The organism is Ligilactobacillus sp. LYQ135, assembly GCF_053711055.1.
This window is the reverse complement of the sequence record NZ_JBSJYT010000002.1, coordinates 138680-162287: the sequence shown is the minus strand read 5'-3', so window position 1 is coordinate 162287 and position 23608 is coordinate 138680. Positions and strand designations below refer to the sequence as shown.

Below are 23608 nucleotides of genomic sequence, written 5' to 3'. Positions count from 1 at the left end.
TAAAGGAGGCTTGAATCATGTCGCTAGCTGAAAAAATTAATCGTTTTTTCAATGGAGAAGATGGGATAGCAACGGAAGATTATTATGATAATAATCAAATAAATAAATCGGAAAATGAAGTTCCTCAAGGAAATCAACGGAATAGTAAAATAATGTCAATTGTTGGAAAAAATGAAAATATCCAAAAGAAAATTATGTTATTTGAGCCACGGATGTTTTCTGATGTAAAGCAAATTTCAACTAGATTACTTGATGGTCAAGCCACAATTGTGAATTTTAGTCGAATGGATGATCAACAAGCCCATCGGATTGTTGATTTTTTATCAGGTGTTGTATTTGCCATTAATGGTGATGTTAAACGTATTGGTGAAGAAATTTTTCTATGTACTCCAGCAGACTTTTCAGTAGAAGGAATGCTTATGGAGTCAACTAAAATTCGAGATTTCTAATAGGAGTGAAAAGTGATAGCTATAATAAGTGCATTGTTTAATTTGTATACCTTAGCAATTGTTGTATATTGTTTGATGACTTGGTTTCCAGGTGCTATTCAAACAAAATTTGGTTATTTTTTAAGTCGCATAGTTGAACCTTTTCTAGACTTATTTCACTTTATTCCGCCAATTTTTAATATTGACTTTTCACCAATTGTTGCATTATTTGTTTTACAATTTGTTGAATATGGATTAGTTTATATTATTCGAATTTTATTTGGTGCATAAAATTATGAATGAGAATGTTTATCAACATTTTAAAGCGGACGAACGTGAAACTATTGATAAAATTGGCGAGTTAATTGCTAAAGCTCAATTGAATTATCAACCCATTTTAACGGATTTTTTTAATCCACGTGAAAGATTCATTGCTCAAACATTAATTGGCAGTCAGTTTGAAATTAAGATGGCAAGTTTTGGTGGTTATCATCACGCTGATCGTAAACGGGTGATTTTTTATCCTAATTATTATCAATATGAAAAAAGCGACTTTGAATTAGCTTTGCTAGAAATAAAATATCCAATTAAATTTGCTAATTTACATCATGGTCAGATTTTAGGGACTTTGGCTAATTCTGGGATTCGGCGTGATGTGATTGGAGATATCATCACTGATGGCCAAAACTGGCAAGTTCTTACTGAAACTAAAATTAGTCGATTTTTAATTGATCAAATTACTCATATTGGTAAAGTCAACGTTAAAATGGAAGCACAATCATTAAATTTGGTTTTAAATCCAGTGAATGCATGGGAACAATTAACGTTGTTAACTTCATCTTTGAGATTAGATAATTTAGTTTCAAATGCATATCATATATCACGTACGCGTACTAAAGAGTTAATTAATAATTCTAAAGTACAAGTTAACTGGACAAACATTAATAAGCCAGATTATTTAGTGGATAAACTGGATATCATTTCAGTACGTAGGTTTGGAAGAATTCGGTTGGATGACGTAATAGGACAAACTCGCAAACAAAAATTTAAAGTATTGCTTTCAATTATAAAAAAATAATTCTAAAAGATTGTTTTAATGGTAGAATGAATGATAAGCAGATCGCTTTAATTTAGAGATATTTTTAATCAATAATTTAACGTAAAATTATGTAAATATAAGTGCTTTTAACTCTTACTTAGCGTTAATTGTGAAAAATATCTTTTGTAATGAATTTGAATTTATAGAGAAGCGTTTTAAAAATAGTGGAGGTGACAGGGATGGTTTTAACTCCCATGGACATTAACAATAAAGAATTTCACGTAAAGTTACGTGGATATGATCAAGATGAAATTAATGAATTTTTAGATCAAGTTAATAAAGACTACCAAGCATTAATTCAAGAAAATGATGCATTACGTGAAAGTTTGAATCAAAATAAAGAGAAATTAAAGTATTTTAATGACTTAAAAGATTCACTCAACCAATCAATCATTGTTGCTCAAGAAGCTGCTGATAAGGTTAAAGCAAATTCACAACGTGAAGCTGAAATTATTAATCGTGAAGCTCAAAAGCAAGGTCAAGATATTATTGATCAAGCTAATGAAAAAGCACGTAGTATTATTGATGAAGCATCTAAAAAAGCTAAAAAGTTAGCAATTGAAACTGATGACTTACGTAAACAAGCACGAATTTTCCGTCAAAAACTTCAAGTAATGATGGAATCACAATTAGAAGTTGTTAAGGGTAGTGAATGGGATGAAATCTTGAAACAAGGTAAGACAAGCAGTTATGAAGAAATTCAAGATGCAATTCGTCAAGATGAAACACTTGATAAGGAAACTGCTAAGGAAATTAAACCAGTTCAAGATGATGAAGAATTTAACTTCCAACCAGTTGAAGCAGAACCGCAATCAACTCCTGCTGATAATGGGCAAGCAGAAACAGTTGTAGTTTTCCCAGATAATGATGATAAGCAAGATGTTGTTGACAATAATGATAATGTAACTGGTCAACATTTTGCTGATGATGATCAAAATTAATAGTCAAAAGATTTAAGAACACAATAAATTTATATAGTTAAAGCGAGTCAGTAGATGGTGAAAGACTGATAATTCCCTATAAATTTATTATCATCTTAAAATGTTATTATTCTGAAGTTACAGTAAGAATGATCGGTTCATTACCGTTAATAATGACTTGAGAAGATATTTTTATCTTAAATTTGGGTGGTACCACGGAAATCTCGTCCCTTGTTGGACGGGATTTTTTTGTATGAAAGGAGAACATTATGCGAATTAAAAAAACTTTAAATATGGGAAAAACTAAATTTCCAATGCGTGGAAATCTTCCAGTAAAAGAAGCTGAACGCCAAAAAGTATGGGAAGAAAATAAGATTTATGAACGTCGGCAAAAATTAAATGAGGGTAAACCTTCATTTGTTCTTCATGATGGCCCTCCATATGCGAATGGAAATATTCATATGGGACATGCAATGAATAAGATTTCAAAAGACTTTATTGTGCGTGCTAAGTCAATGATGGGATTTCGCGCCCCATTTGTTCCAGGCTGGGATACTCATGGATTACCAATTGAACAAGAACTAAAGAAACAAGGTGTTGATCGTAAATCATTATCAACAGCTGAATTTCGTGAAAAATGTCGTGAGTATGCTTTAAAACAAGTTGATAAACAACGAAAAGACTTTAAGCGTCTAGGAATTTCTGCTGAATGGGATAACCCATATGTAACTTTAGATCCAAAATTTGAAGCTCAAGAAGTTAGAGTATTTGGTAAGATGGTTGAAAAAGGTCTAATTTACAAAGGACGTAAGCCGGTTTATTGGTCATGGTCAAGTGAATCAGCATTAGCCGAAGCTGAAGTTGAATATCATGACGTAACTTCTCCTTCAGCATTTTATGGTGAAAAAATTATTGATGGCAAAGGCATTTTAGATGGTGATACATACATGGTAGTATGGACAACTACTCCATGGACAATTCCAGGATCAGAGGGAATTACAGTATCAGCTGACTTTAATTATTCAGTAATTCAACATGATGATGATCCACGCAAATTTGTAATTGCAACCGAATTACTTGAAAAAGATGCGGAATTATTTGGTTGGAATGATATTAAGACTCTTCAAGTTGTAAAAGGCTCAGATTTAGAAAATATGAAGGCCCAACACCCATTTGATGATACAAGAAGTTTAGTTGTAATGTTAGGTGATTTTGTAACATTAGATGCCGGAACTGGATTAGTTCATACTGCTCCTGGTTTTGGTGAAGATGATTATAAAGTGGGAATGAAATATGGATTAGATGTATTTGCTCCAGTTGATGCTAAAGGGTACTTGACAAAAGAAGCTGGAAAAGACTTTGAAGGAGTCTTTTATGAAGACGCTAATCAAGTTTCATTGGACAAATTAAAGGCAACGCATGCTTTAATTAAGCAAATGGATTATGAACACAGTTATCCATTCGATTGGCGGACTAAAAAGCCAATTATTTTCCGTGCAACTCCTCAATGGTTTGCATCTGTTGATAAAATTCGGGGAAATATTTTAGATGCAATTGATCAAGTTAATTTTACTCCTGAATGGGGACAAAAACGTCTTCACAATATGATTCGTGATCGAGGAGACTGGGTAATTTCACGACAACGTGTTTGGGGAGTTCCATTGCCTATTTTCTATGCTGAAGATGGCGAAGCAATTATGACTCCAGAAACAATTGAACATGTTGCCCAATTATTTGAAAAGCATGGTTCTAATATTTGGTTTGAAAAAGATGCTAAAGATTTACTACCAGAAAACTTTACGAGCGAACATTCTCCAAATGGTACTTTTACAAAAGAAATGGATATTATGGATGTATGGTTTGATTCTGGTTCATCTCATCAAGGTGTACTAGCAGCACGTGATTATTTAACATATCCAGCTGATTTAGTACTTGAAGGATCTGATCAATATCGTGGTTGGTTTAATTCAAGCTTAATTACAAGTGTAGCTGTCTCAGATCAAGCACCATACAAGAGCGTAATTTCACAAGGATTCACATTAGATGGTAAGGGTCATAAAATGAGTAAATCGCTTGGAAATACCATTGTTCCTGATGATGTTATTAAAAAGATGGGAGCAGAAATCATTCGGTTATGGGTCTTAAGTGCGGATACTTCTGCTGACGTGCGTGTTTCAATGGGAAGTTTCCAACAAATTGCTGAAAGTTATCGGAAGATTAGAAATACATTCCGTTTCTTATTATCAAATGTAGCAGATTATGATCCTGAAACTAATGAAGTTGCATTTGAAAAATTAGAAGCAATTGATCAATACATGGAAATTAAGGTAAATCAATTTACAAAAGAAATTTTAGATGATTATGCTAACTATGAATTTAATGATATTTTCAAAAAAGTAATTAAATTTATTACTACTGATTTATCTGCTTTCTATTTAGATATTGCTAAAGATGTAATTTATATTGAAGAAAAAGATGGACTTAAACGGCGTTCAATGCAAACAGTGTTATATGATATTGTTGTTCGTCTTGCAAAATTATTAACGCCAATTATTCCACACACAACTGAAGAAGTTTGGGAATACTTGCATGAAGGCGAAGATTTTGTTCAATTGGCTGAAATGCCAGGTGTAAATTACTATGATGGTCAAGCTAAAGTACTTGAAAATTGGGAACGTTTCATGAAGATTCGCTCAAATGTGTATAAATCATTAGAAATTGCACGGGATGAAAAGATGATTGGAAAATCTTTTGAAGCCCAAGTTGAACTATATGTAACAGAAGGCGTTAAAACAGAATTAGATAATTTAAATGCAGATATTCGCCAAGCATTGATTGTTTCTGATTTACAAATCCTTCCAATTGTTGATGCACCTGAAGATGCACAAGACTATGATGAAGTTAAGGTAAAAATTAACAAGGCTCAAGGTGAAGTTTGTCCACGTTGTCGGATGATTAAAAACGATATTGGAAGCGATCAAGAATTGCCACAATTATGTGCACACTGTGCTCAAATTGTACGTAAGGATTATCCAGAAGCAGTAACAGAAGGATTAGAAGATTAATTAATAAAAGGTTGCAACAAAGGTTGGAACCTTTTTATTTATTGATTGAGCAAATGGGTGACTATATTTTTTAGTGATTCTTTGCTATTATTAAACTTAAAGCGGATAATTAAGGAAGAGTAATATGGAATTTAAAGAAGAAGTATTATCAACAAAAGAAATTTTTAATGGTAAAGTGGTTCATTTGTATGAAGAGCAAGTTCAACTTCCCAATGGAAAAAAAGCACAACGTGAAATCGTACGCCATCAAGGTGCAGTTGGTGTAATTGCAGTCACTGATAGTAATAAATTAGTGTTGATTCGGCAATGGCGTGCACCTTTAGGGCAAGTAACTTTAGAAATTCCAGCTGGTAAAATCGAGCCAAATGAACAAGATGATCCAGAAAAAACAGCACGAAGAGAATTAAATGAAGAAACACGCTTTGCAGCTGACCAATTTGAACTATTAACTAAATTTTACACTTCTCCTGGATTTGCAGATGAAATCATGTATTTATATCATGCAGTTAACTTGAAAGCAGTTAAAGAAAAATTACCACAGGATGAAGATGAATTTTTAGAATTAGTAGAATTGTCACCAATGGAAGTGCAAAAAGCAATTGATCGAGGCGAAATTTGTGATGCTAAAACATTAATGGCAATTATGTTTTGGCAAATGATGGGGTAATTTATATGAGTTTAAACGATGAAGAACGTCATTTTTATGATCAAGATGATGAACAACCTTTAAGAAGAAGTCAAGCAAAGCAAAATAAAATTTCACAAGAAGAACCATTACGACGTCATCAAGCACGTGACGAAAAAAATGCTTTATGGAAAAACATAAAAAATAAATTAAACCAAAAGAATAAAACAACTGCTCCTTTAGAGGAACCAGAATCGAAGGAAGAAGAATTATCACGTGTTTCTCAACGACAAAAAAGTATTGATGAAGAAAATGAACGTAAAGCACAAGTTTTAGGAAAAAAACTAAACCGTGCAATTTACATTTTAATCGGACTAATTGTTTTAACTTATTTGTTTATGCGATTTGTTAATTTTTAGGAGGAACAATTATGAAATATGGTATTATTTGCGCAATGGAAGAAGAAATCAAAGAACTTCTTGCAAATTTAAAAGAAGTTCAAGGACAAAATATTGGCGACATGCACTATTATTCCGGAAAAATTTTTGATAATGATGTGGTTTTAGTTCAAAGTGGAATTGGGAAAGTTCAAGCGGGGATAACAACTGCATTTTTAATTCAAAATTTCAATGTTGATTGTGTAATTAATTCCGGGTCTGCTGGTGGAATTGGTGAGGGATTACATGTAGGAGATTTAGTTTTATCTACCGGAACAGCTTATCATGATGCTGATGCAACTGCATTTGGCTATAAAATGGGTCAATTACCTAGTCAACCACAAATTTTTCCAGCAGATAAAAATTTAATTACTAAAATAAGTCAAGCTGCAGTTGAAAATAAAATAAAAATTCATGAGGGATTAATTGTAACTGGAGATCAATTTGTTAATTCTAAAGATAGGATTAATGAAATTAAAGAAATTTTTCCCCAAGCACTTTGCTGTGAGATGGAGGGGGCTGCTGTTGGACAAGTAGCTTATGAGTTTAATATTCCACATTTAGTAATTCGGGCAATGTCAGATACTGCTGATGAAGAAGCAAGTCAATCGTTTGATGAATTTATTATTGATGCAGGTAAAAGATCTGCTAAAATGCTTTTAACCTTATTATCAAAGGAAGGATAAAAAATGGATAGAATTTACTTGGATAATGCTGCAACTACACCAATGGATCCACAAGTAGTGGAAACAATTAGTCAAGCAATGGTTCAAAATTTTGGCAATGCTTCTGCAATTAATTACTTTGGAAGACAAGCGCGGTCTGTTTTAGATCAAAGTCGTCATTTAATTGCACAATCAATCAATGCAAAATTTGATAATGAAATTATTTTTACTAGTGGTGGAACTGAAAGTGATAATACAGCGATTATTCAAACAGCTATGAAAAGAAAAAATGAAGGTCGTCATATTATTACGACTGCAATTGAACATGAAGCAGTTTTAAAACCAATGCAATATTTAGAAACACAAGGATTTGAAGTAACATATCTTCCTGTAAATAAAGATGGTGAAATTAGTTTAACTGATTTAAAAAATGCTTTACGAGATGATACAATATTAGTTTCAATCATGATGGGGAATAATGAAGTGGGCAGTAAAATGCCAATTCATGAAATTGGAGAAATCGTTGAAAATACAAATGCATGGTTTCATACAGATGCAGTGCAAGCATATGGTTTACTAGATATTGATGTTCAAAAAGATAAGATTGATTTATTGTCAACATCTGCTCATAAATTAAATGGACCTAAGTTTTTAGGATTTTTATATCAACGTGATGGCATTAAATTTCCTTCATATATTAAAGGTGGAGATCAAGAGTTAATGCGCAGAGCAGGAACAGAAAATGTTCCCGCAATTGCTGGATTTGCAAAGGCAGTTGAAATTGATAATTCAATCGAAAAAGAAATTAGAAGAAAAAAATACTATGAGTTTAAGCATCGCTTAGTTGATGGACTAATAAAACATCAAATTGATTTTGAAATTAATGGTAAAATGGATGAAGGAGAATTACCTCATATTTTAAACATTTGGTTTAAAGCAATTCCAAATGATGCATTTATTACGAATTTAGATTTAAATGGGATTGCAGTTGCAGCTGGCTCAGCTTGTACAGCAGGTTCTTTAGGACCATCACATGTTTTAATTGCAATGTATGGGAAGAATTCTCAACGAATTAAAGAATCAATTCGCTTTAGTTTTGGGGGAGAAAACACGATTGCAGAAATTGATCAAACAGTTGAAACGATTGCAAAAATAATTGATCGTTTTAAAATTAGAATGTAAAAATAATTGGAGGAAGTTAACATGGCATATTCAGATACAGTTCAAATTAAAGGAGATTCTCAAAAATATCGCTTATCTCCTGAAATCAAGAAATACTCATTACGAGATGTAGGTTTTACTGAATCAAAGAACGGTAAATTTCAATTAGAACGTTCTTTAGATCCATCTTCACCTTACAATCAAGGATTTAAATTTAAAGTAACAATCGAGTCGGAATTGACTAAATTTAAAATGGCTACAACTACTGCAAATGGAATGCGTGAAGTGGATATTCATAAAGGTAAAGATGTAGATGTTCATTTAGAGCAATTAAACTACATTATTGATAGTTTAATTGAACGACAAATTATTGAAAAAATTTAACTTACTATAAGGAAGTTTTCTTGCAAAGAGGACTTCGCGTGTATATAATGGTAGTTACTGAACAAAACGACCTTCAAATCGTTAATGATTCAGAATCTAAATGAAATGATGGTGAGTTCATGAAAAAAGATAAAAGTAAAATCCGTGTAGTTGTTGGAATGAGCGGTGGCGTAGATTCATCCGTATGTGCTTATTTATTAAAACAACAAGGATATGATGTCGTTGGTGTTTTCATGAAGAACTGGGATGAAAAAAATGACAGTGGCGTTTGTACAGTGACTGAAGATTATCAAGATGTTGCTAAGGTTGCTGCTCAAATTGGTATTCCATATTATTCTGTAAATTTTGAAAAAGAATATTGGGATCGTGTATTTGAATATTTTTTAGATGAATATAAGCATGGAAGAACGCCTAATCCAGATATTTTATGTAATAGTGAAATTAAGTTTAAAGCTTTTGTAGATTATGCCATGGAATTAGATGCAGATTATATTGCCATGGGACATTATGCACAAGTAAAACGTGATGAAGATGGTACAATTCATCTCTTACGAGGAGCTGATCCTAATAAAGATCAAACTTACTTTTTAAGTCAGTTGACACAAAAACATTTGGAAAAAGCAATGTTTCCAATCGGTGGAATGCCTAAAGAAGAAGTGAGAAAAATTGCTGAAGAAGCAGGCTTAGCAACTGCAAAGAAAAAAGATTCAACTGGAGTTTGCTTTATTGGAGAACGAAACTTTAGCAAATTTTTAAGTGAATTTTTACCAGCTAAACCAGGTGTAATGAAAACATTTGATGGTGAAGTTAAAGGAGAACACTTTGGTTTAATGAACTATACCATTGGACAACGACGTGGTTTAGGAATTGGTGGCGATGGTAAAAGTAATGAGCCATGGTTTGTAGTTGGTAAGGATATTAAAACTAATACTTTATATGTAGGACAAGGTTATCATAACGAACATCTTTATGCGACAAGTTTAGATGCAACAAAAACAAATTTTATTGCTCCAATTGAAGGACGGGGGAAAGATTTTCATTGTACTGCAAAATTTAGATATCGTCAAAAAGATTCAGGAGTAAGAGTGCATTTAAATGAAGATAATTCTAAGATGACAATTGAATTTGATGATCCTGTTCGTGCAATTACTCCAGGACAAGAAGTTGTTTTATATGATGGTGAAGAATGTATCGGTAGTGGTACAATTGATCATGCATATCAAAATGGGAAATTATTGCAATATGTATAATTAAAAAATAAAAGCAGGCTGTAACGTAAGTTGCAGTCTGCTTTTATTTTGCTGCTTGGTTTTAGAGAGAATAGTTTTTCATGATTGGGTTTTGGTATATAATAAAACTAACTATATATCGAAGGAATTAAGGAAATGACAACTTTTTACTTTGTAAGACATGGAAAAACTGAATGGAATTTAGAAGGACGCTATCAAGGATCAAAGGGAGATTCTCCTTTATTGCCAGAAAGCTATACAGAAATTAAAGAACTTGCAGATTATTTAAAAAATATCAATTTTGTTAAAATATATTGTAGTCCATTAAAAAGAACGCTGACTACTGCACAAGAATTGTTAAAAAATTTAGATCAACCAGGATTAAAAATTGAAGCAAATCCAGCTTTCATGGAATTTAACTTAGGAAAAATGGAAAAAATGAAGTTTACGGATGCCGAAGCTAAGTATCCTGAACAAGTAAAAAATTTCAGACATCATCCTGATAAATATGATCCTACTATTATTAATGGTGAATCATATGAAGACTTATTTAAGCGAATGACTCCAAAAATTAAGGAAATTTATGATCGTTATCCTGATGAAAATATTTTAATTGTTAGTCATGGGGCGGCCTTAGGAGCTGAAATTAGACATTTAATTGGAATTCCTTTGGCACATATTCGGGATAAAGGCGGATTAGCTAATACAAGTACTACAATTTTAAAAACGGCTGATGGAAATAATTTTAAGTGTATCGCATGGAATAAAACAGATTACTTAAAACGTAAATTAGATTCAAGCGATATTATTTAAGGAATTGATTGAAATGACAGATAAAAGAAAGCAAGAACAAAAAAAAGCAGAAGAAACAACGAAGAAATTAATTCATAAAATTGACCAAAATCCATATGATGTGCAAAATTATTATGAGTTAGGGACACTTCTAACTGAGATGCAAAGTTTTCCTCAAGCAGAAGAATTGTTTAAAAAGGCATTAACAATTTTTGAAAATGATAAAGAACTAAGTTTATTACATTATGGCTTAGGGAATGTTTTTTACAGTACTGGTCTTTATCAAGAAGCAATTGAAGAATTTCAACAAGTTTCAAACAATGAATTAAAAGGCAATGCATATTTGATGATTGCTCAATCAATGTATGCTCAAAATAACTATCAGCAAGCAATGGCATTTGCTTTAACAGCAAGTGATCAGTTACCTCAAGATAAAGCTCCTAAAAAATTAGTTGCGGACTGTTTACTGGCATTAGGAGATTTAAAGACAGCTAAAAATTTTTACTTACAAGCATTAGAGATTGATTACAAAGATGCACATACGTTATTTCAACTGGGTTTAATTGAATTTACTCAAGAAAGTCCTCAAGCAGGGCAAGAATATTTTGAAAAAGCTAAGAAAATTGATGAAAGATACTTTAATAAAATGAAAGAACGTTTAGGAGATATTCAAAAGACAATTAACTTAAAGGATGATTAATTAAATGGAGCAAATGCAATTAATTAATGATGATAATCAGCAATATGTTGAAGGGAAAGTAAAGAGTATCTTCTTTCAAAGTCCAGATAGTTTTTATAAAGTGCTCCTTATCAGTGTAAAAAAAGCTAGCTTTAAATGGAAAGAGCATACAATCACAGTTACAGGCAATTTTGCAAACTTACAAGAAGAAAATGAATATAAATTTATAGGACATTTAGTTGAACATCCGCGTTATGGAAAACAATTTAAAGCGGACACATATGAAGTCAATATGCCAGATACAACTGAAGGACTCATTAACTATTTTTCAAGTGAAAAGTTTGCTGGGATTGGAAAGAAGACCGCAGAACGGATTGTTAAAATTTTAGGTGAAAATGCCTTACAGTTATTAATACAAGACCCTCAAAGAGCTGATAATTTAGGTTTAAGTAAGCGCCAAGCTCAAACATTAAAAGAAGGGGTTAAAGATAATAATCAAGCAGATTCAATTATTATTGGATTGAATAATTATGGTTTTTCAAGTAACTTATCTGCTAAGATATTTGCTAAGTATCATGAAAAAGCTTTAGATATTATTAATGAAAATCCATACAAATTATCAATTGACATTGAAGGGATTGGATTTATTAAGGCAGATCAGATTGCAAAAGAAATGGGAATTAAAGCAGATTCTCCAGTTCGAATCAATGGAGCAATTTTTCAAGTTATTAATGATTTATGCTTTGAAAACGGAAATACTTTTGTGCAAAGTAAGGAATTAATTGAAAGCTCTATTAAATTACTTGAAAAAGGACGTCAAATTACAATTGATCCGTCTGAAGTTGCTGACCAAATTTTAGAACTTGAAAAACAACATAAAATTGTAATTGATCATCACCATATATATTTAAGGAAACTGTTTCAAGAAGAACGGGGAATTGCTAATAAACTTTATGCTATTATAAAAAATCAAAAGCCTTTAAACTATGATTTAACGCAGTTAAAAAAGAAATTAGATAACGTTGAGAAAAAACTGCAAATTAAGTTTGATCAAATCCAAAAAGAAGCTATTTTTACAGCGATTAATTCACAAGTGTTTCTGCTAACTGGTGGACCTGGAACAGGTAAAACAACCATTATTAATGGGATTGTAGAATTATTTGCGAAATTAAATCAAGTTGACTTAGAGGTAATTAAACAAGGAGAAAATTTAAAAAACTCTCCGATTTTGCTAGCAGCACCAACTGGGCGAGCAGCAAAAAGAATGACGGAAACAACTGCTTTATCAGCCCGAACTATTCATCGGTTATTAGGGATTAATGGACATGATGAAGATTTATCAGAGACAAAATTAGATGAACTTGCTGGTGATTTATTAATTGTGGATGAAACCTCAATGGTTGATACTGAATTAATGGATATTTTACTTGAGGCAATCCCAATTGGAATGCAGTTAATTTTTGTTGGAGATAAAAATCAATTGCCTTCAGTGGGACCTGGGCAAGTTTTTGCTGATATGTTGGCTTCAGACCAAATTCCTAAAAAAGAACTTACTAAAATTTATCGTCAGTCTAAAGATTCTTCAATTATTGAATTATCACATAGTATCCAAGAAGGTAAATTACCTTTTGATTTTACTGCTCAACACCCTGATCGTTCTTTTATTGAGTGTAATGCTTTTCAAGTGCCTCAAGTACTGCGACAAGTAGTTCAGTTATGGATTGATAAAGGAAACAGTGTGGATGACTTACAAGTTTTAGCTCCAATGTACAAGGGAAGTGCGGGAATTGATAATTTGAATAGGGAACTTCAAGCAATTATTAATCCACCTGCACAGCGAAGAAAAGAAATTGAAGTTAATCATCAAGTCTTTAGAATTGGTGATCGAGTTTTGCAACTTGTTAATGATCCTGAACATAATATTTTTAATGGTGATATTGGCAAGATTATTGGAATTGATCAAAAAGATGCCAAAAAACATATTCCAGTAGATAAAATTATTGTTGATTTTGATGGTAATGAAGTTAGTTATGAGCGAAAAGAATGGAACCAACTAACATTAGCATATTGCATGTCAATTCATAAATCACAAGGAGGAGAGTTTCCGTTAGTAATTTTACCAATGGTGCGTCAATTTGCCCGCATGTTTGCTCGTAACTTGCTATATACAGCAATTAGTCGAGCAAAGAAAAAATTAGTTTTACTTGGTGAAGTATCTGCTTTTAAAAAATGTGTTGAAACAGTTTCATCTAATCGCCAAACCGGTTTGCAAGAAATGATTTTAAGTGCATTTGGCGTTGAAAAGCCTCAAGCCAAGCAATTAGAAATAAAAGATAATAGTGAGCCTATTTTAACATTGAAAATGATCAATGAAGGATTAATTGATCCTTTAATTGGGATGCAAGGAGTTAAACCAAGTGATTTTATGGAAAACTAAAAAATAAGGGATTGTTTTAAACAATCCCTTATTTTTTTCGACGTTCTTTTAAGGAGACACTATCAATATTTATCCAAAATGGATATTTAACAATTTTAATATATAAGTCATTATATTTACCACCGACTTCACGGCTATCAATTTCAGTTTGTTCCAGCGAATCTACTGTTAAGTGAAGATTATGTGCTTTAAAACGATGAACAAATGAGAGGTTAGTCGGGTTTTTAAATTTGGCGAAAATCGTAAAGAATATAAAAACAAAAATATTAACTTTATCAACGATAATTAAATCAAGTGGATCAGTATCATTTGAAAAGTCGGCTTCATGGGCATGATTTTTTAAATTGATAATAAATCCATGCTTATAAAATTTATATTTATGACCAATACGTACTGTAATTTTAAAAGAATCAGGACTATTGTAGTAAGCACTACAAAGAGTAATGAAATTTGAAATTTTAGCTAAGTGACGTGAAAGCCAACTTTTCTTTTTGCGCTTACGCAAATTTGATAAAAGGGCATTCATCCCAATTGAATAATTATTCAAAAAATAGCCAGTTTCTTCATGATTAGATTCATAATACTGTACTAAAGAGTAGTCGATGGCTTCAGTTGCATTCAAAACTTGTTTTAGTGCAACTAAAGGGTTACGTGCAATTCCAATTTGTTGAGCGAACTGATGATGTTGTCCAACAGAAATAAACCCAAGTGGCATATTAGTAATATCAACTTCTTTTATTCCTGTTAAAACTTCATTTAATGTTCCCGTGCCACCAACGACCAAAATAACGTAGTTGTCATAATCGTGATAATTAAGTTGCCTTAAAAAATTTTGGGTATATTCTTGTGCATCTCCAGGTTTATTAGTTTCTTGAGAACGAAAATCAATCTGTTCTTGTGATAATTGTTCTTTAACTTGATTCCATGACTCACGTGCCTTACCAAAATTAGCATGGGGATTTACAATAATAAAAAAAGATTTCATTCTCTCAACTCCTTTCAAGCCATTTCCTGTGTTAATTATCCCAATGTTATGGGAAAATTACAAGCATTAATAAAATAATTAACCAGGCTATATAGCCTGGTTAATTATTTTGATGTTGTTAAATTGTAACTAACATTGGTAAAATCATTGGATGACGTTCAGTTTGTTCAAATAAAAATAGTTGTAGGTCTGAAATAATTGCATCCTTAATCATTGATTCAGTAACTTTTTTATTGTTTTTTAAAACTCGATTTATAGTTCTTGAAATTCGACGTTTGCCTTTACTGATTAATTCCCCAGATTCACGCATGTAAATGAAACCACGTGATAAAAAGTCGGGACCAGCAACAATGCGCCGTTTTTTCATGTCAATAGTAGCTACAACAACAACTAATCCTTCTTCAGATAAAGTCCGGCGGTCGCGCAAAACGATGTTTCCAATATCACCGATTCCAGAACCATCTACATAGACATCACTAGCATTAAAGTGTCCTGCTACCCGAGCAGAATCCGCAGTTAACGCGAGCACATCACCATTTTCTAAAATAAATGAACGTTTTTGTGGGACACCACATTGTTCAGCTAATTCAGTGTGAATTTTTAACATCCGGTATTCACCATGAATTGGCATGAAGTATTTAGGTTTAATTAAACGTAACATTAATTTTTGTTCTTCTTGTCCACCGTGACCAGATGCATGAATATTGTTAACTTTACCATGAATAACGTTAGCACCGGCTTCTTCTAATTCATTGATCACACGGTTAACACTTGTAGTATTACCTGGAATTGGAGAACTTGAAAAGACAACCGTATCTCCAGGTTGAATATTAACTTGCCGGTGAGTCCCATTAGCAATGCGACTCAAAGCTGCCATTGGTTCACCTTGAGAACCAGTACACAAGATCATTACTTGATTAGCAGGCAAATTGTTAATTTCACGAGCATCAACCATTGCATCTTCAGGAATATTCAAGTAACCTAACTCGCGTCCATTAACGATAGCCGCTTCCATACTACGTCCAAATACTGCAATTTTACGTCCACGTTTAATTGCTGCTTCAGTTGCTTGTTGAATTCGTGAAATATTTGAAGCAAAAGTAGCAAAAATAATTCGGCCATCAACTTTTTCAAAAATATGCCGAATGGAATGGCCTACCCATTTTTCGGATTTAGTAAAATCAGGCACTTCAGCATTAGTACTATCGGAAAGAAGACATAAAACCCCATCAGAACCTAATTTTGCCATTTTTTGAAGGTTAGGTGGCTGGTTTGTAACAGGAGTTAGATCAAACTTATAATCACCGGTTTCAACAATTGTACCAGAAGGTGTTTTAACTGCTACACCTAAAGTATCAGGAATTGAGTGAGTTGTTCTAAAGAAGGAAATACTTGTTTTTCTGAATTTTAAAACAGTTTCCTCATTAATTTCATGTAATTCTGCAGTTCTAAGTAACCCATGTTCTTCAAGTTTACTTTTGATCAAAGCTAGTGGGAGAGGCCCTGCATAAATTGGAACATTAATTTGTTTAAGTAAATAAGGAATTCCCCCGATATGATCTTCATGACCATGGGTAATCACTAAAGCTTTAATTTTTTGCTTATTTGCAACTAGATATTGAAAATTAGGAATTACGTAATCAATTCCAAGTAAATCATCTTCAGGAAACTTAATCCCAGCATCAATTACAATAATTTCATCTTGAAATTGAACGCCATACATATTTTTTCCAATTTCACCTAAACCACCAATTGCAAATACAGCAGTTTCATTATTTTTAACCTTAAACTGTTTCATAGGTTAAAACTCCGTTATTTTGAAGTTCTCACTTTGCTTTTCGTAATCTAATGCTTTTCCATCTAGTCCTTCGATGAATTCTACATTATATTCGGTATGTTCTTCTACAAGCAAGCGAGCTTCAACTTCAGATTTAGCTTCTAGATATAAAGTTTCAGTGTTTTCCCGACGAGGGTTAATTCTTTTAGTAGGTTGATAATATACTTTAAAAATCATTATAAAATTCTCCTTTAAAAAATATTTCTTACATTTAAGTAAGAGTTTGCAAATAAATTAAAACTTCCGAACTAGAATTGCATACACAATAGTTATCTATATTTTAGCATATCGTAATGATTAAGTATAGAAAAGCTAAATGAATTCATTTTAGAAATTAATTTTAGATATTTGCGGATATATGAATTATAATTAATGTAGTAGGTGATGGAAATGGTTAAATATTTTTTAATAGTTTTATTAATTATAGCATTGTTAATACTCTTGATTATTATTCGAAATCAAAAACGGAAACGGGCACTTTTTTTAATGCAAAAAGAAAGTCAAAAAATTACTAATAAGGCTTTTTCTTACGCTATCCATCATGTTAATTTACTTGAATTAAAGAAAAGTGATACTCAGTTTAATTCTGAATTTGTTTCTAGTGTATGGGGTAGTAAAGTAACCGCATTTGAATTTTCACTTGAAGTTCCTGGAATTAAAATTGTAGATTTGCCTCAAATTAAAGCAGAAGTTCAGTTTAATTTGCAAAAATATGCTGAAAAGCATCAATTAAAAGCCTATAAGGAACATCTTGTGTTTTATGTTTCGGATATTTGGATATTTTCAAATGTTTTACACATTGATGTATCACATATAATTAATGAAGAAACATGGGCATATGTAGAAGATGTGCAAAAATCTGATAAAATTAAATAAAAAAATTGCATTAAAGTCAAAAGCTTTAATGCAATTTTTTTATTTTATTCTAAAAGCATTGTTCCTTCAGGAGCAGTAAATGGATTTTCATCATTAATATGATCAAAGAATAAAATCCCATTTAAATGATCAATTTCATGTTGCACAACAATTGCAGGATAGTCACGTAAACGTTCTTCATGTTTGTTTCCGTCTAAATCAAACCATCGTAACTTAATACGAGCAGAGCGAGGAACATATCCTGGAACATCACGATCAACAGATAAACAACCTTCGCCTTCAGCTAAAGCAGCTTTTTGAACTGATTCACTGACAATTGTTGGATTAACTAAGATATGTTTAAAAATTGGATCTTCATTTTCAGCACCCGGAACAAGTACTGCAGTCATTCGAATAGAACGGTTTACTTGAGGGGCAGCTAAACCAACGCCTGCACGTAAATGATATTTTTCAGCAATTTCTTCATTTTGACTGTTTTCTAAAAATTCCATCAAATCGTGGGCTAATTGCCGATCTTCATCAGATAATGGAAAAGTTAATTTTTCTGCTCTTTTGCGTAAAGTAGGATGACCCTCACGGATAATACTATCCATTGTAATCACTTTTAATCCCTCCCAAAATTAATTCTTTACCACTTATAATATCACAAAGTATAATAAATTTAAGAGTTAAGTTTAAATATTCTTAAGGAAGGCGTCATTATGAGTGAAAATTTTGAATATCCATTAATGCCGGATTGGTCAAAAGAAGAAATTATTAAAATGGTTGAGTTTTATGCTGAAGTTGAAAATGCTTATACAACCGGCGTTTCAAAAACAGAATTTTTAGCAAAAGTAGCAGACTTTAAACAAATTGAACCGGCAATTGCAGATCAAAAAAGAATTGATCACCAATATCAAAAAGTTTCAGGATTTAGTATTTATCGTGCAATTAAAGCAGTCCAAAATACGTCTAAAAAATTTATTAAAGTGGAGGAATAAAAAGTGACAGAGTGGCAAGTTATTGATGAAAAAATTAAAGAGTTAATGTTTCATGCACGTGAAATGGTATTGACAAGTTTTAATCAAAAGTTAGATGTTGAAACTAAATCCAACCGAAAAGACTTAGTTACAAATATGGATAAAGCAGTTGAAAAATACTATATAGAAAATATAAAGCAAAGCTTTCCTACAGCTAAAATAATGGGTGAAGAAAGCGAAAAGGATGCTTTAAAAGATGCAGGAGAATTATTCTTTGTAATTGATCCAATTGATGGAACAATGAATTTTGTAAAACAAAAAGATCACTTTGCAAGTATGATTGCAGTTTATCAAAATCAAAAACCACTTTTGGGATATATTATGGATATGATCAATGGCGATTTATATTGGGGTGGTGCTTCAATGGGAGTATACAAAAATTATGAAAAATTAAAAGTCCCTGCAAATAAATCACTTGCTGATGGATTATTAGGCATTGGTTTACCAATGTTGATCCATGATGAATTTCATCCATTTGAAATTGCACGTAAAGCTTCAGGAATTCGAATGTATGGAAGTGCAGGAATTGAATTTATCCATGTCTTAACAGGTAAGAATATTGGTTATATGTCAAAACTACATGCATGGGATTTTGCAGCTGGAAAAATTTTAGCTGAAAGTTTAGGATTAACCGTTGAGGCAATTGACGGCAGTGATATAAATGTGCTATCATCAAAAGTTGTATTAGTAGCGACAAAAAGCGCTCAAACGGAAATTAATCAAATTATTCATGCCTAAAAATTAACTGTGGCAATTTGTCACAGTTTTTTTATGAGAATTCATGAAAAAGCAATTTGTTTTTTCAGTTTTTATGAAAATGTTGATGCACTTTTTAGTTGTTTGAAATGGAAATGAAAGGAAGAAAAAATTTGAAAAGACGTGAAGATATTCGCAACGTTGCTATTATTGCGCACGTTGACCATGGTAAAACTACATTAGTTAACGAATTATTGAAACAGTCAAACACACTTGATTCACATACTGAAATTAGCGATCGTGCAATGGATTCAAATGACATTGAAAAAGAACGGGGAATCACAATTCTTTCAAAGAACACTGCTGTTAAGTATGGTGATAAACAAATCAACATCTTAGATACTCCAGGTCACGCTGACTTTGGTGGTGAAGTTGAACGGATTATGAAAATGGTTGATGGTGTTTTACTAATTGTGGATGCCTTTGAAGGAACAATGCCACAAACACGTTTTGTTTTGAAGAAGGCTTTAGAACAACACTTAACACCAATCGTAGTAATTAATAAAATTGACCGTGAAGGTGCTCGTCCAGAAGAAGTTGTTGATGAAGTTTTAGATTTATTTATTGAATTAGGTGCAGATGAAGATCAATTAGACTTCCCAGTAATTTATGCATCAGCAATGAATGGAACAACTTCAATGGATCCAGATCCAGCAACACAAGAACATACAATGGATCCAATTTTTACAACAATTTTGGATACTATTCCTGCTCCAGTTGATAATTCTGATGAACCACTTCAATTCCAAGTTGCAATGTTAGATTATAATGACTTTGTTGGTCGAATTGGAATTGGACGCGTATTCCGGGGAACAATTAAGGTTGGTGATCAAGTTACAGTTATGAAACTTGATGGTTCACAACAAAACTTCCGGGTTACAAAATTATTTGGTTTTATGGGACTTAACCAAGTTGAAATCCAAGAGGCTAAAGCCGGCGATTTAATTGCGGTTTCAGGAATGGAAGAAATTAATGTTGGTGAAACGGTTTGTCCAGTTGATCATCCTGAAGCATTGCCAATTTTACGGATTGATCCCCCTACATTGCAAATGACATTTATGCAAAGTGATTCACCATTTGTTGGTCAAGACGGTGAACATGTAACTGCACGCAAATTAGAAGATCGTTTAAGAAAACAACTTCATACTGATGTTTCATTAAAAGTTGAAGATACAGATTCTCCAGATGCATGGACAGTTTCTGGACGGGGGGAATTGCACTTATCAATTTTAATTGAAGAATTACGGCGTGAAGGCTTTGAATTGGCTGTATCTCGTCCTAAAGTTATTTACCGTGAAGTTGATGGTAAATTAAGTGAACCTTTTGAAAATGTAATCATTGATACTCCAGATGAATATACTGGTTCAATTATCGATTCATTGGCTCAACGTAAAGGTGAAATGAAGAACATGGAACCAAATGGAAATGGTCAAACTCGATTAGAATTTTCAGTTCCAACTCGTGGTTTAATTGGATATGATTCACAATTCTTATCAATGACACGTGGATATGGAATTTTGAACCATACTTTTGAAGAATACAAGCCAGTAATTCGTAACTGGGAACCTGGTAGAAGAAATGGTGCCTTAGTTTCTATTAATCAAGGAAAAGCAACTACCTATGCAATTATGGGAGTTGAAGGTCGTGGTACAATTTATGTAGATCCAGGTACAGAAGTTTATGAAGGAATGATTGTTGGTAAGTCTTCTCGTGAACGCGATATTTCAGTTAACGTTACAAAAGGTAAAAACTTAACTAACGTGCGTGCTGCTGCTAAGGACCAAACAGCAACAATTAAAACTCCACAACATCTTACATTAGAAGAAAGCATGGAATTTTTAAATGAGGATGAATTGTTGGAAGTAACTCCACATCATTTACGTTTACGTAAACGAATATTGAATACAAATGCACGTGAAAAGGCTGCAAAAAAAGATAAAAAAGCTAAACAATAATTTAGCATTATAAAAGCAGTTAGAAGGTCTTAATTGATCTTTTAACTGCTTTTTTATTGATTTTCACGTTTTTAATTGGTGTGGTATAATTTCAAGGAGTATTTAAATTACACAGAAAGGTGGTTAAGCATTAGGTGTTAATCACTTTATAGCCTAATATTATTTATGAAAAATCTAAAAGAAAAAGTAAAATACTTTGACTGGATGCTATTTATTCCATATATGGTTTTATGTGTGATTGGAATTATTATGGTGTATTCAGCTAGTTCGATTAACTTATCATATGTAGGCGGAAGTACAACTTCATATATGGTAAAACAAATGATATATGTCTTAATTGGTATTTTTCTTGTATTTATGATGGCGCATGCTAAAACTAAGTTGTGGGTAAGTCCAACTGCTCTTGGGATTGAAGCTGCTGTTGTGATTGCTTTGTTAGTTATTGCAAAATTTTTTACTACTGCAATTAATGGTGCAAATGGATGGATTTCACTAGGCCCGATTAGTATTCAGCCTTCAGAAATTGCTAAACTATACAATATTTTATTTTGTTCATATACTTTTACAAATTGGTATGAAAGACGTAATCAAGGGATTCTTCATCATGGGAAAAAACCGTATCTAGTAATTGCACTCATTTTAGCATTAATTTTGTTTGAACCAGATACAGGTGGTTTTATGATTAACTTTGCCATCATTGTAATTATGTATTTGGCTTATCGCGATCCGCAAACAAGTAAATTTAATAAGTTTAGTAATACAAGACTCCTTTTAATTTTAATTATACTTTTCGCAGCTATATTGATAATTCCACGCTTTTTTCAAAATGGTTTTCTTCAAAATGCCACGGATTATCGAATTCAACGCTTTACTGCTTTTTATCATCCTTTTAAGTATGTTCAAGGAGCAGGACGACAATTGGTTAATTCATACTATGCAATTAGTAATGGAGGCTTCTTTGGTTTAGGGTTAGGTAATAGTATTGAAAAAAGAGGTTATTTACCAGAACCATACACTGATTTTATTTTATCCGTAACAACTGAAGAACTTGGCTTTGTAGGAGCTACAGTTGTTATTTTGTTAATTTTATTTATTATTTTGAGAATTTATTTGGTAGGAATTCGCTCAAATAATATTTACAATCGCTTATTCTGTTTTGGAGCAGGGACATTTATGTTTGTTGAAGCTTTCTTTAACATTGGGGCTGTCATTGGAATTTTGCCAATTACCGGGGTAACGTTACCGTTTGTTTCTTATGGTGGATCCAGTATGATTGTCTTATCGATGATGTTAGGAATGGTCATGAATATTTCAGCAAATCAAAAACGACATACTGAATATAATCCATTTGATCGTTACAGAAATAAGTGAGGTATTTATGGAAAAGTTTAAAGAAAATCCACGTCAAGGAGTTATTGTTTATTTATATCGTTTACGTCAAAGTCGGCAATTGCGGAAATTTGGTCATATTCAATATATTTCTAAAAGAATGAAGTATGTCATCATATATATGGATCAAGACAAGGTTGAAGATACTGTGGAACGGCTTAATAAGTTGCGATTTGTAAAAAAAGTTGAATTATCAAATCGTCCTTTTCTCAAGGTAGATTATGGCGATAGTAATGAACAAGAACACTATAAATTAACGGAAGAAGATCAAGAAAAATTTAAAAAAATAAAGAGTGAAGTTAAATGAGAATAATTGCAGGCCAATACGGTGGAAGAAAATTAAAGGCAGTTCCGGGAATGAAAACGCGTCCGACTACTGACAAGGTAAAGGAATCAATGTTTAATATAATTGGGCCATATTTTGATGGTGGCAATGTATTAGATTTATTTGCTGGAAGTGGAGCATTAAGTATAGAGGCAGTTTCTAGAGGAGCTAGTCAAGCATACTTAATTGATCGTCAATATCAAGCAATTAAGACAATTAAAGAAAATATTCAAATTACTAAAGAACCACAAAAATTTAATGTCTTAAAGATGGATGCAACTAAAGCACTTTTAAAACTTACAACTATGAGCGTTCAGTTTGATTATGTGTTTTTAGATCCACCATATGCACAACAAAAAATAATTGAAAACTTATCTAAATTAGAAGAGTTAAATTTATTAACCGATGGTGCATTTATTATTTGTGAAACCGATCAAAATGCACAGCTTCCTGAAACAATTGATCATTTTGAAATGTTAAAAAAAGCGGTCTATGGTATTACAATTGTTACAATTTATCAGTATAAAAGAAAAGGAGAATAGCAA

25 protein-coding genes are annotated in these 23608 nt (G+C 32.3%); 21 read left to right on the top strand and 4 right to left on the bottom strand.

Features of this window, described 5'->3' with window-relative positions; translation table 11 throughout:
- Nucleotides 1-17: 17 nt before the first annotated feature.
- From ACWCL1_RS02730 to recD2, 14 genes are all read left to right on the top strand, one after another.
- Nucleotides 18-449 (top strand): cell division protein SepF, encoded by a 432-nt coding sequence (locus ACWCL1_RS02730; protein WP_454545403.1) that lies wholly within the window; start codon nt 18-20, stop codon nt 447-449.
- Nucleotides 450-464: 15 nt separating this feature from the next.
- On the top strand, nt 465-719 hold the full coding sequence (locus ACWCL1_RS02725) for a YggT family protein (protein ID WP_454545541.1): 255 nt from the start codon (nt 465-467) through the stop codon (nt 717-719).
- 4 nt (nt 720-723) lie between these two features.
- Nucleotides 724-1506, top strand: a complete 783-nt coding sequence (locus ACWCL1_RS02720; protein ID WP_454545402.1) for a YlmH family RNA-binding protein — start codon at nt 724-726, stop codon at nt 1504-1506.
- Nucleotides 1507-1706: 200 nt separating this feature from the next.
- Nucleotides 1707-2468: a DivIVA domain-containing protein gene (locus ACWCL1_RS02715; protein ID WP_454545401.1), complete on the top strand. Its 762-nt coding sequence runs from the start codon at nt 1707-1709 to the stop codon at nt 2466-2468.
- Between the two features lie 248 nt (nt 2469-2716).
- Nucleotides 2717-5512, top strand: coding sequence for an isoleucine--tRNA ligase (gene ileS, locus ACWCL1_RS02710; protein WP_454545400.1), 2796 nt, complete (start codon nt 2717-2719; stop codon nt 5510-5512).
- A gap of 124 nt (nt 5513-5636) precedes the next feature.
- A complete protein-coding gene (locus ACWCL1_RS02705; protein ID WP_454545399.1) occupies nt 5637-6179 on the top strand; it encodes an NUDIX hydrolase in 543 nt (180 codons plus the stop codon).
- Nucleotides 6180-6184: 5 nt separating this feature from the next.
- Nucleotides 6185-6556, top strand: coding sequence for a hypothetical protein (locus ACWCL1_RS02700; protein WP_454545398.1), 372 nt, complete (start codon nt 6185-6187; stop codon nt 6554-6556).
- Between the two features lie 11 nt (nt 6557-6567).
- The gene (locus tag ACWCL1_RS02695) at nt 6568-7260 is read left to right on the top strand and encodes a 5'-methylthioadenosine/adenosylhomocysteine nucleosidase (protein ID WP_454545397.1); all 693 of its coding nucleotides are present in this window, start codon (nt 6568-6570) and stop codon (nt 7258-7260) included.
- Between the two features lie 3 nt (nt 7261-7263).
- On the top strand, nt 7264-8421 hold the full coding sequence (locus ACWCL1_RS02690) for a cysteine desulfurase family protein (RefSeq protein ID WP_454545396.1): 1158 nt from the start codon (nt 7264-7266) through the stop codon (nt 8419-8421).
- 21 nt (nt 8422-8442) lie between these two features.
- On the top strand, nt 8443-8784 hold the full coding sequence (locus ACWCL1_RS02685) for a DUF1831 domain-containing protein (RefSeq protein WP_454545395.1): 342 nt from the start codon (nt 8443-8445) through the stop codon (nt 8782-8784).
- A 119-nt stretch (nt 8785-8903) separates the two neighbouring features.
- Complete coding sequence (gene mnmA, locus ACWCL1_RS02680; protein WP_454545394.1) at nt 8904-10034, top strand: tRNA 2-thiouridine(34) synthase MnmA; 1131 nt, start codon at nt 8904-8906, stop codon at nt 10032-10034.
- Nucleotides 10035-10169: 135 nt separating this feature from the next.
- Nucleotides 10170-10826, top strand: a complete 657-nt coding sequence (locus tag ACWCL1_RS02675; RefSeq protein WP_454545393.1) for a histidine phosphatase family protein — start codon at nt 10170-10172, stop codon at nt 10824-10826.
- Between the two features lie 13 nt (nt 10827-10839).
- Nucleotides 10840-11505 (top strand): tetratricopeptide repeat protein, encoded by a 666-nt coding sequence (locus ACWCL1_RS02670; protein ID WP_454545392.1) that lies wholly within the window; start codon nt 10840-10842, stop codon nt 11503-11505.
- 4 nt (nt 11506-11509) lie between these two features.
- Complete coding sequence (gene recD2, locus ACWCL1_RS02665; RefSeq protein ID WP_454545391.1) at nt 11510-13921, top strand: SF1B family DNA helicase RecD2; 2412 nt, start codon at nt 11510-11512, stop codon at nt 13919-13921.
- Between the two features lie 28 nt (nt 13922-13949).
- Here recD2 and ACWCL1_RS02660 read toward each other — a convergent pair whose 3' ends face one another.
- The 3 genes from ACWCL1_RS02660 to ACWCL1_RS02650 all read right to left on the bottom strand — a co-directional run bounded on the left by ACWCL1_RS02660 (nt 13950) and on the right by ACWCL1_RS02650 (nt 16920).
- Entirely contained in the window at nt 13950-14906 is a 957-nt protein-coding gene (locus ACWCL1_RS02660) for a diacylglycerol/lipid kinase family protein (protein ID WP_454545390.1), read from the bottom strand.
- Between the two features lie 118 nt (nt 14907-15024).
- Complete coding sequence (rnjA, locus tag ACWCL1_RS02655; RefSeq protein ID WP_454545389.1) at nt 15025-16704, bottom strand: ribonuclease J1; 1680 nt, start codon at nt 16702-16704, stop codon at nt 15025-15027.
- Between the two features lie 3 nt (nt 16705-16707).
- Nucleotides 16708-16920, bottom strand: a complete 213-nt coding sequence (locus ACWCL1_RS02650) for a DNA-directed RNA polymerase subunit epsilon (protein WP_454545388.1) — start codon at nt 16918-16920, stop codon at nt 16708-16710.
- Nucleotides 16921-17133: 213 nt separating this feature from the next.
- On the opposite strand from ACWCL1_RS02650, the gene ACWCL1_RS02645 reads away from it, so the two are divergent.
- Nucleotides 17134-17619: a hypothetical protein gene (locus tag ACWCL1_RS02645; RefSeq protein WP_454545387.1), complete on the top strand. Its 486-nt coding sequence runs from the start codon at nt 17134-17136 to the stop codon at nt 17617-17619.
- A gap of 44 nt (nt 17620-17663) precedes the next feature.
- Here ACWCL1_RS02645 and def read toward each other — a convergent pair whose 3' ends face one another.
- Nucleotides 17664-18221, bottom strand: a complete 558-nt coding sequence (def, locus tag ACWCL1_RS02640; RefSeq protein ID WP_454545386.1) for a peptide deformylase — start codon at nt 18219-18221, stop codon at nt 17664-17666.
- A 99-nt stretch (nt 18222-18320) separates the two neighbouring features.
- Between def and ACWCL1_RS02635 the strand changes: the two genes are divergently transcribed.
- The 6 genes from ACWCL1_RS02635 to rsmD all read left to right on the top strand — a co-directional run bounded on the left by ACWCL1_RS02635 (nt 18321) and on the right by rsmD (nt 23605).
- On the top strand, nt 18321-18599 hold the full coding sequence (locus ACWCL1_RS02635; protein ID WP_454545385.1) for a UPF0223 family protein: 279 nt from the start codon (nt 18321-18323) through the stop codon (nt 18597-18599).
- A 3-nt stretch (nt 18600-18602) separates the two neighbouring features.
- The gene (locus ACWCL1_RS02630; RefSeq protein WP_454545384.1) at nt 18603-19376 is read left to right on the top strand and encodes an inositol monophosphatase family protein; all 774 of its coding nucleotides are present in this window, start codon (nt 18603-18605) and stop codon (nt 19374-19376) included.
- A 131-nt stretch (nt 19377-19507) separates the two neighbouring features.
- Complete coding sequence (gene typA, locus ACWCL1_RS02625) at nt 19508-21349, top strand: translational GTPase TypA (RefSeq protein WP_454545383.1); 1842 nt, start codon at nt 19508-19510, stop codon at nt 21347-21349.
- Nucleotides 21350-21514: 165 nt separating this feature from the next.
- Nucleotides 21515-22720 carry an FtsW/RodA/SpoVE family cell cycle protein gene (locus ACWCL1_RS02620; RefSeq protein WP_454545382.1) on the top strand — a complete coding sequence of 402 codons (1206 nt, stop codon included), beginning with the start codon at nt 21515-21517 and terminating at the stop codon, nt 22718-22720.
- A 7-nt stretch (nt 22721-22727) separates the two neighbouring features.
- Nucleotides 22728-23045, top strand: a complete 318-nt coding sequence (locus ACWCL1_RS02615) for a YlbG family protein (protein WP_454545381.1) — start codon at nt 22728-22730, stop codon at nt 23043-23045.
- Nucleotides 23042-23605, top strand: coding sequence for a 16S rRNA (guanine(966)-N(2))-methyltransferase RsmD (rsmD, locus tag ACWCL1_RS02610; protein ID WP_454545380.1), 564 nt, complete (start codon nt 23042-23044; stop codon nt 23603-23605). The genes ACWCL1_RS02615 and rsmD overlap by 4 nt, the downstream gene beginning before the upstream one ends.
- Nucleotides 23606-23608 lie beyond the last annotated feature (3 nt).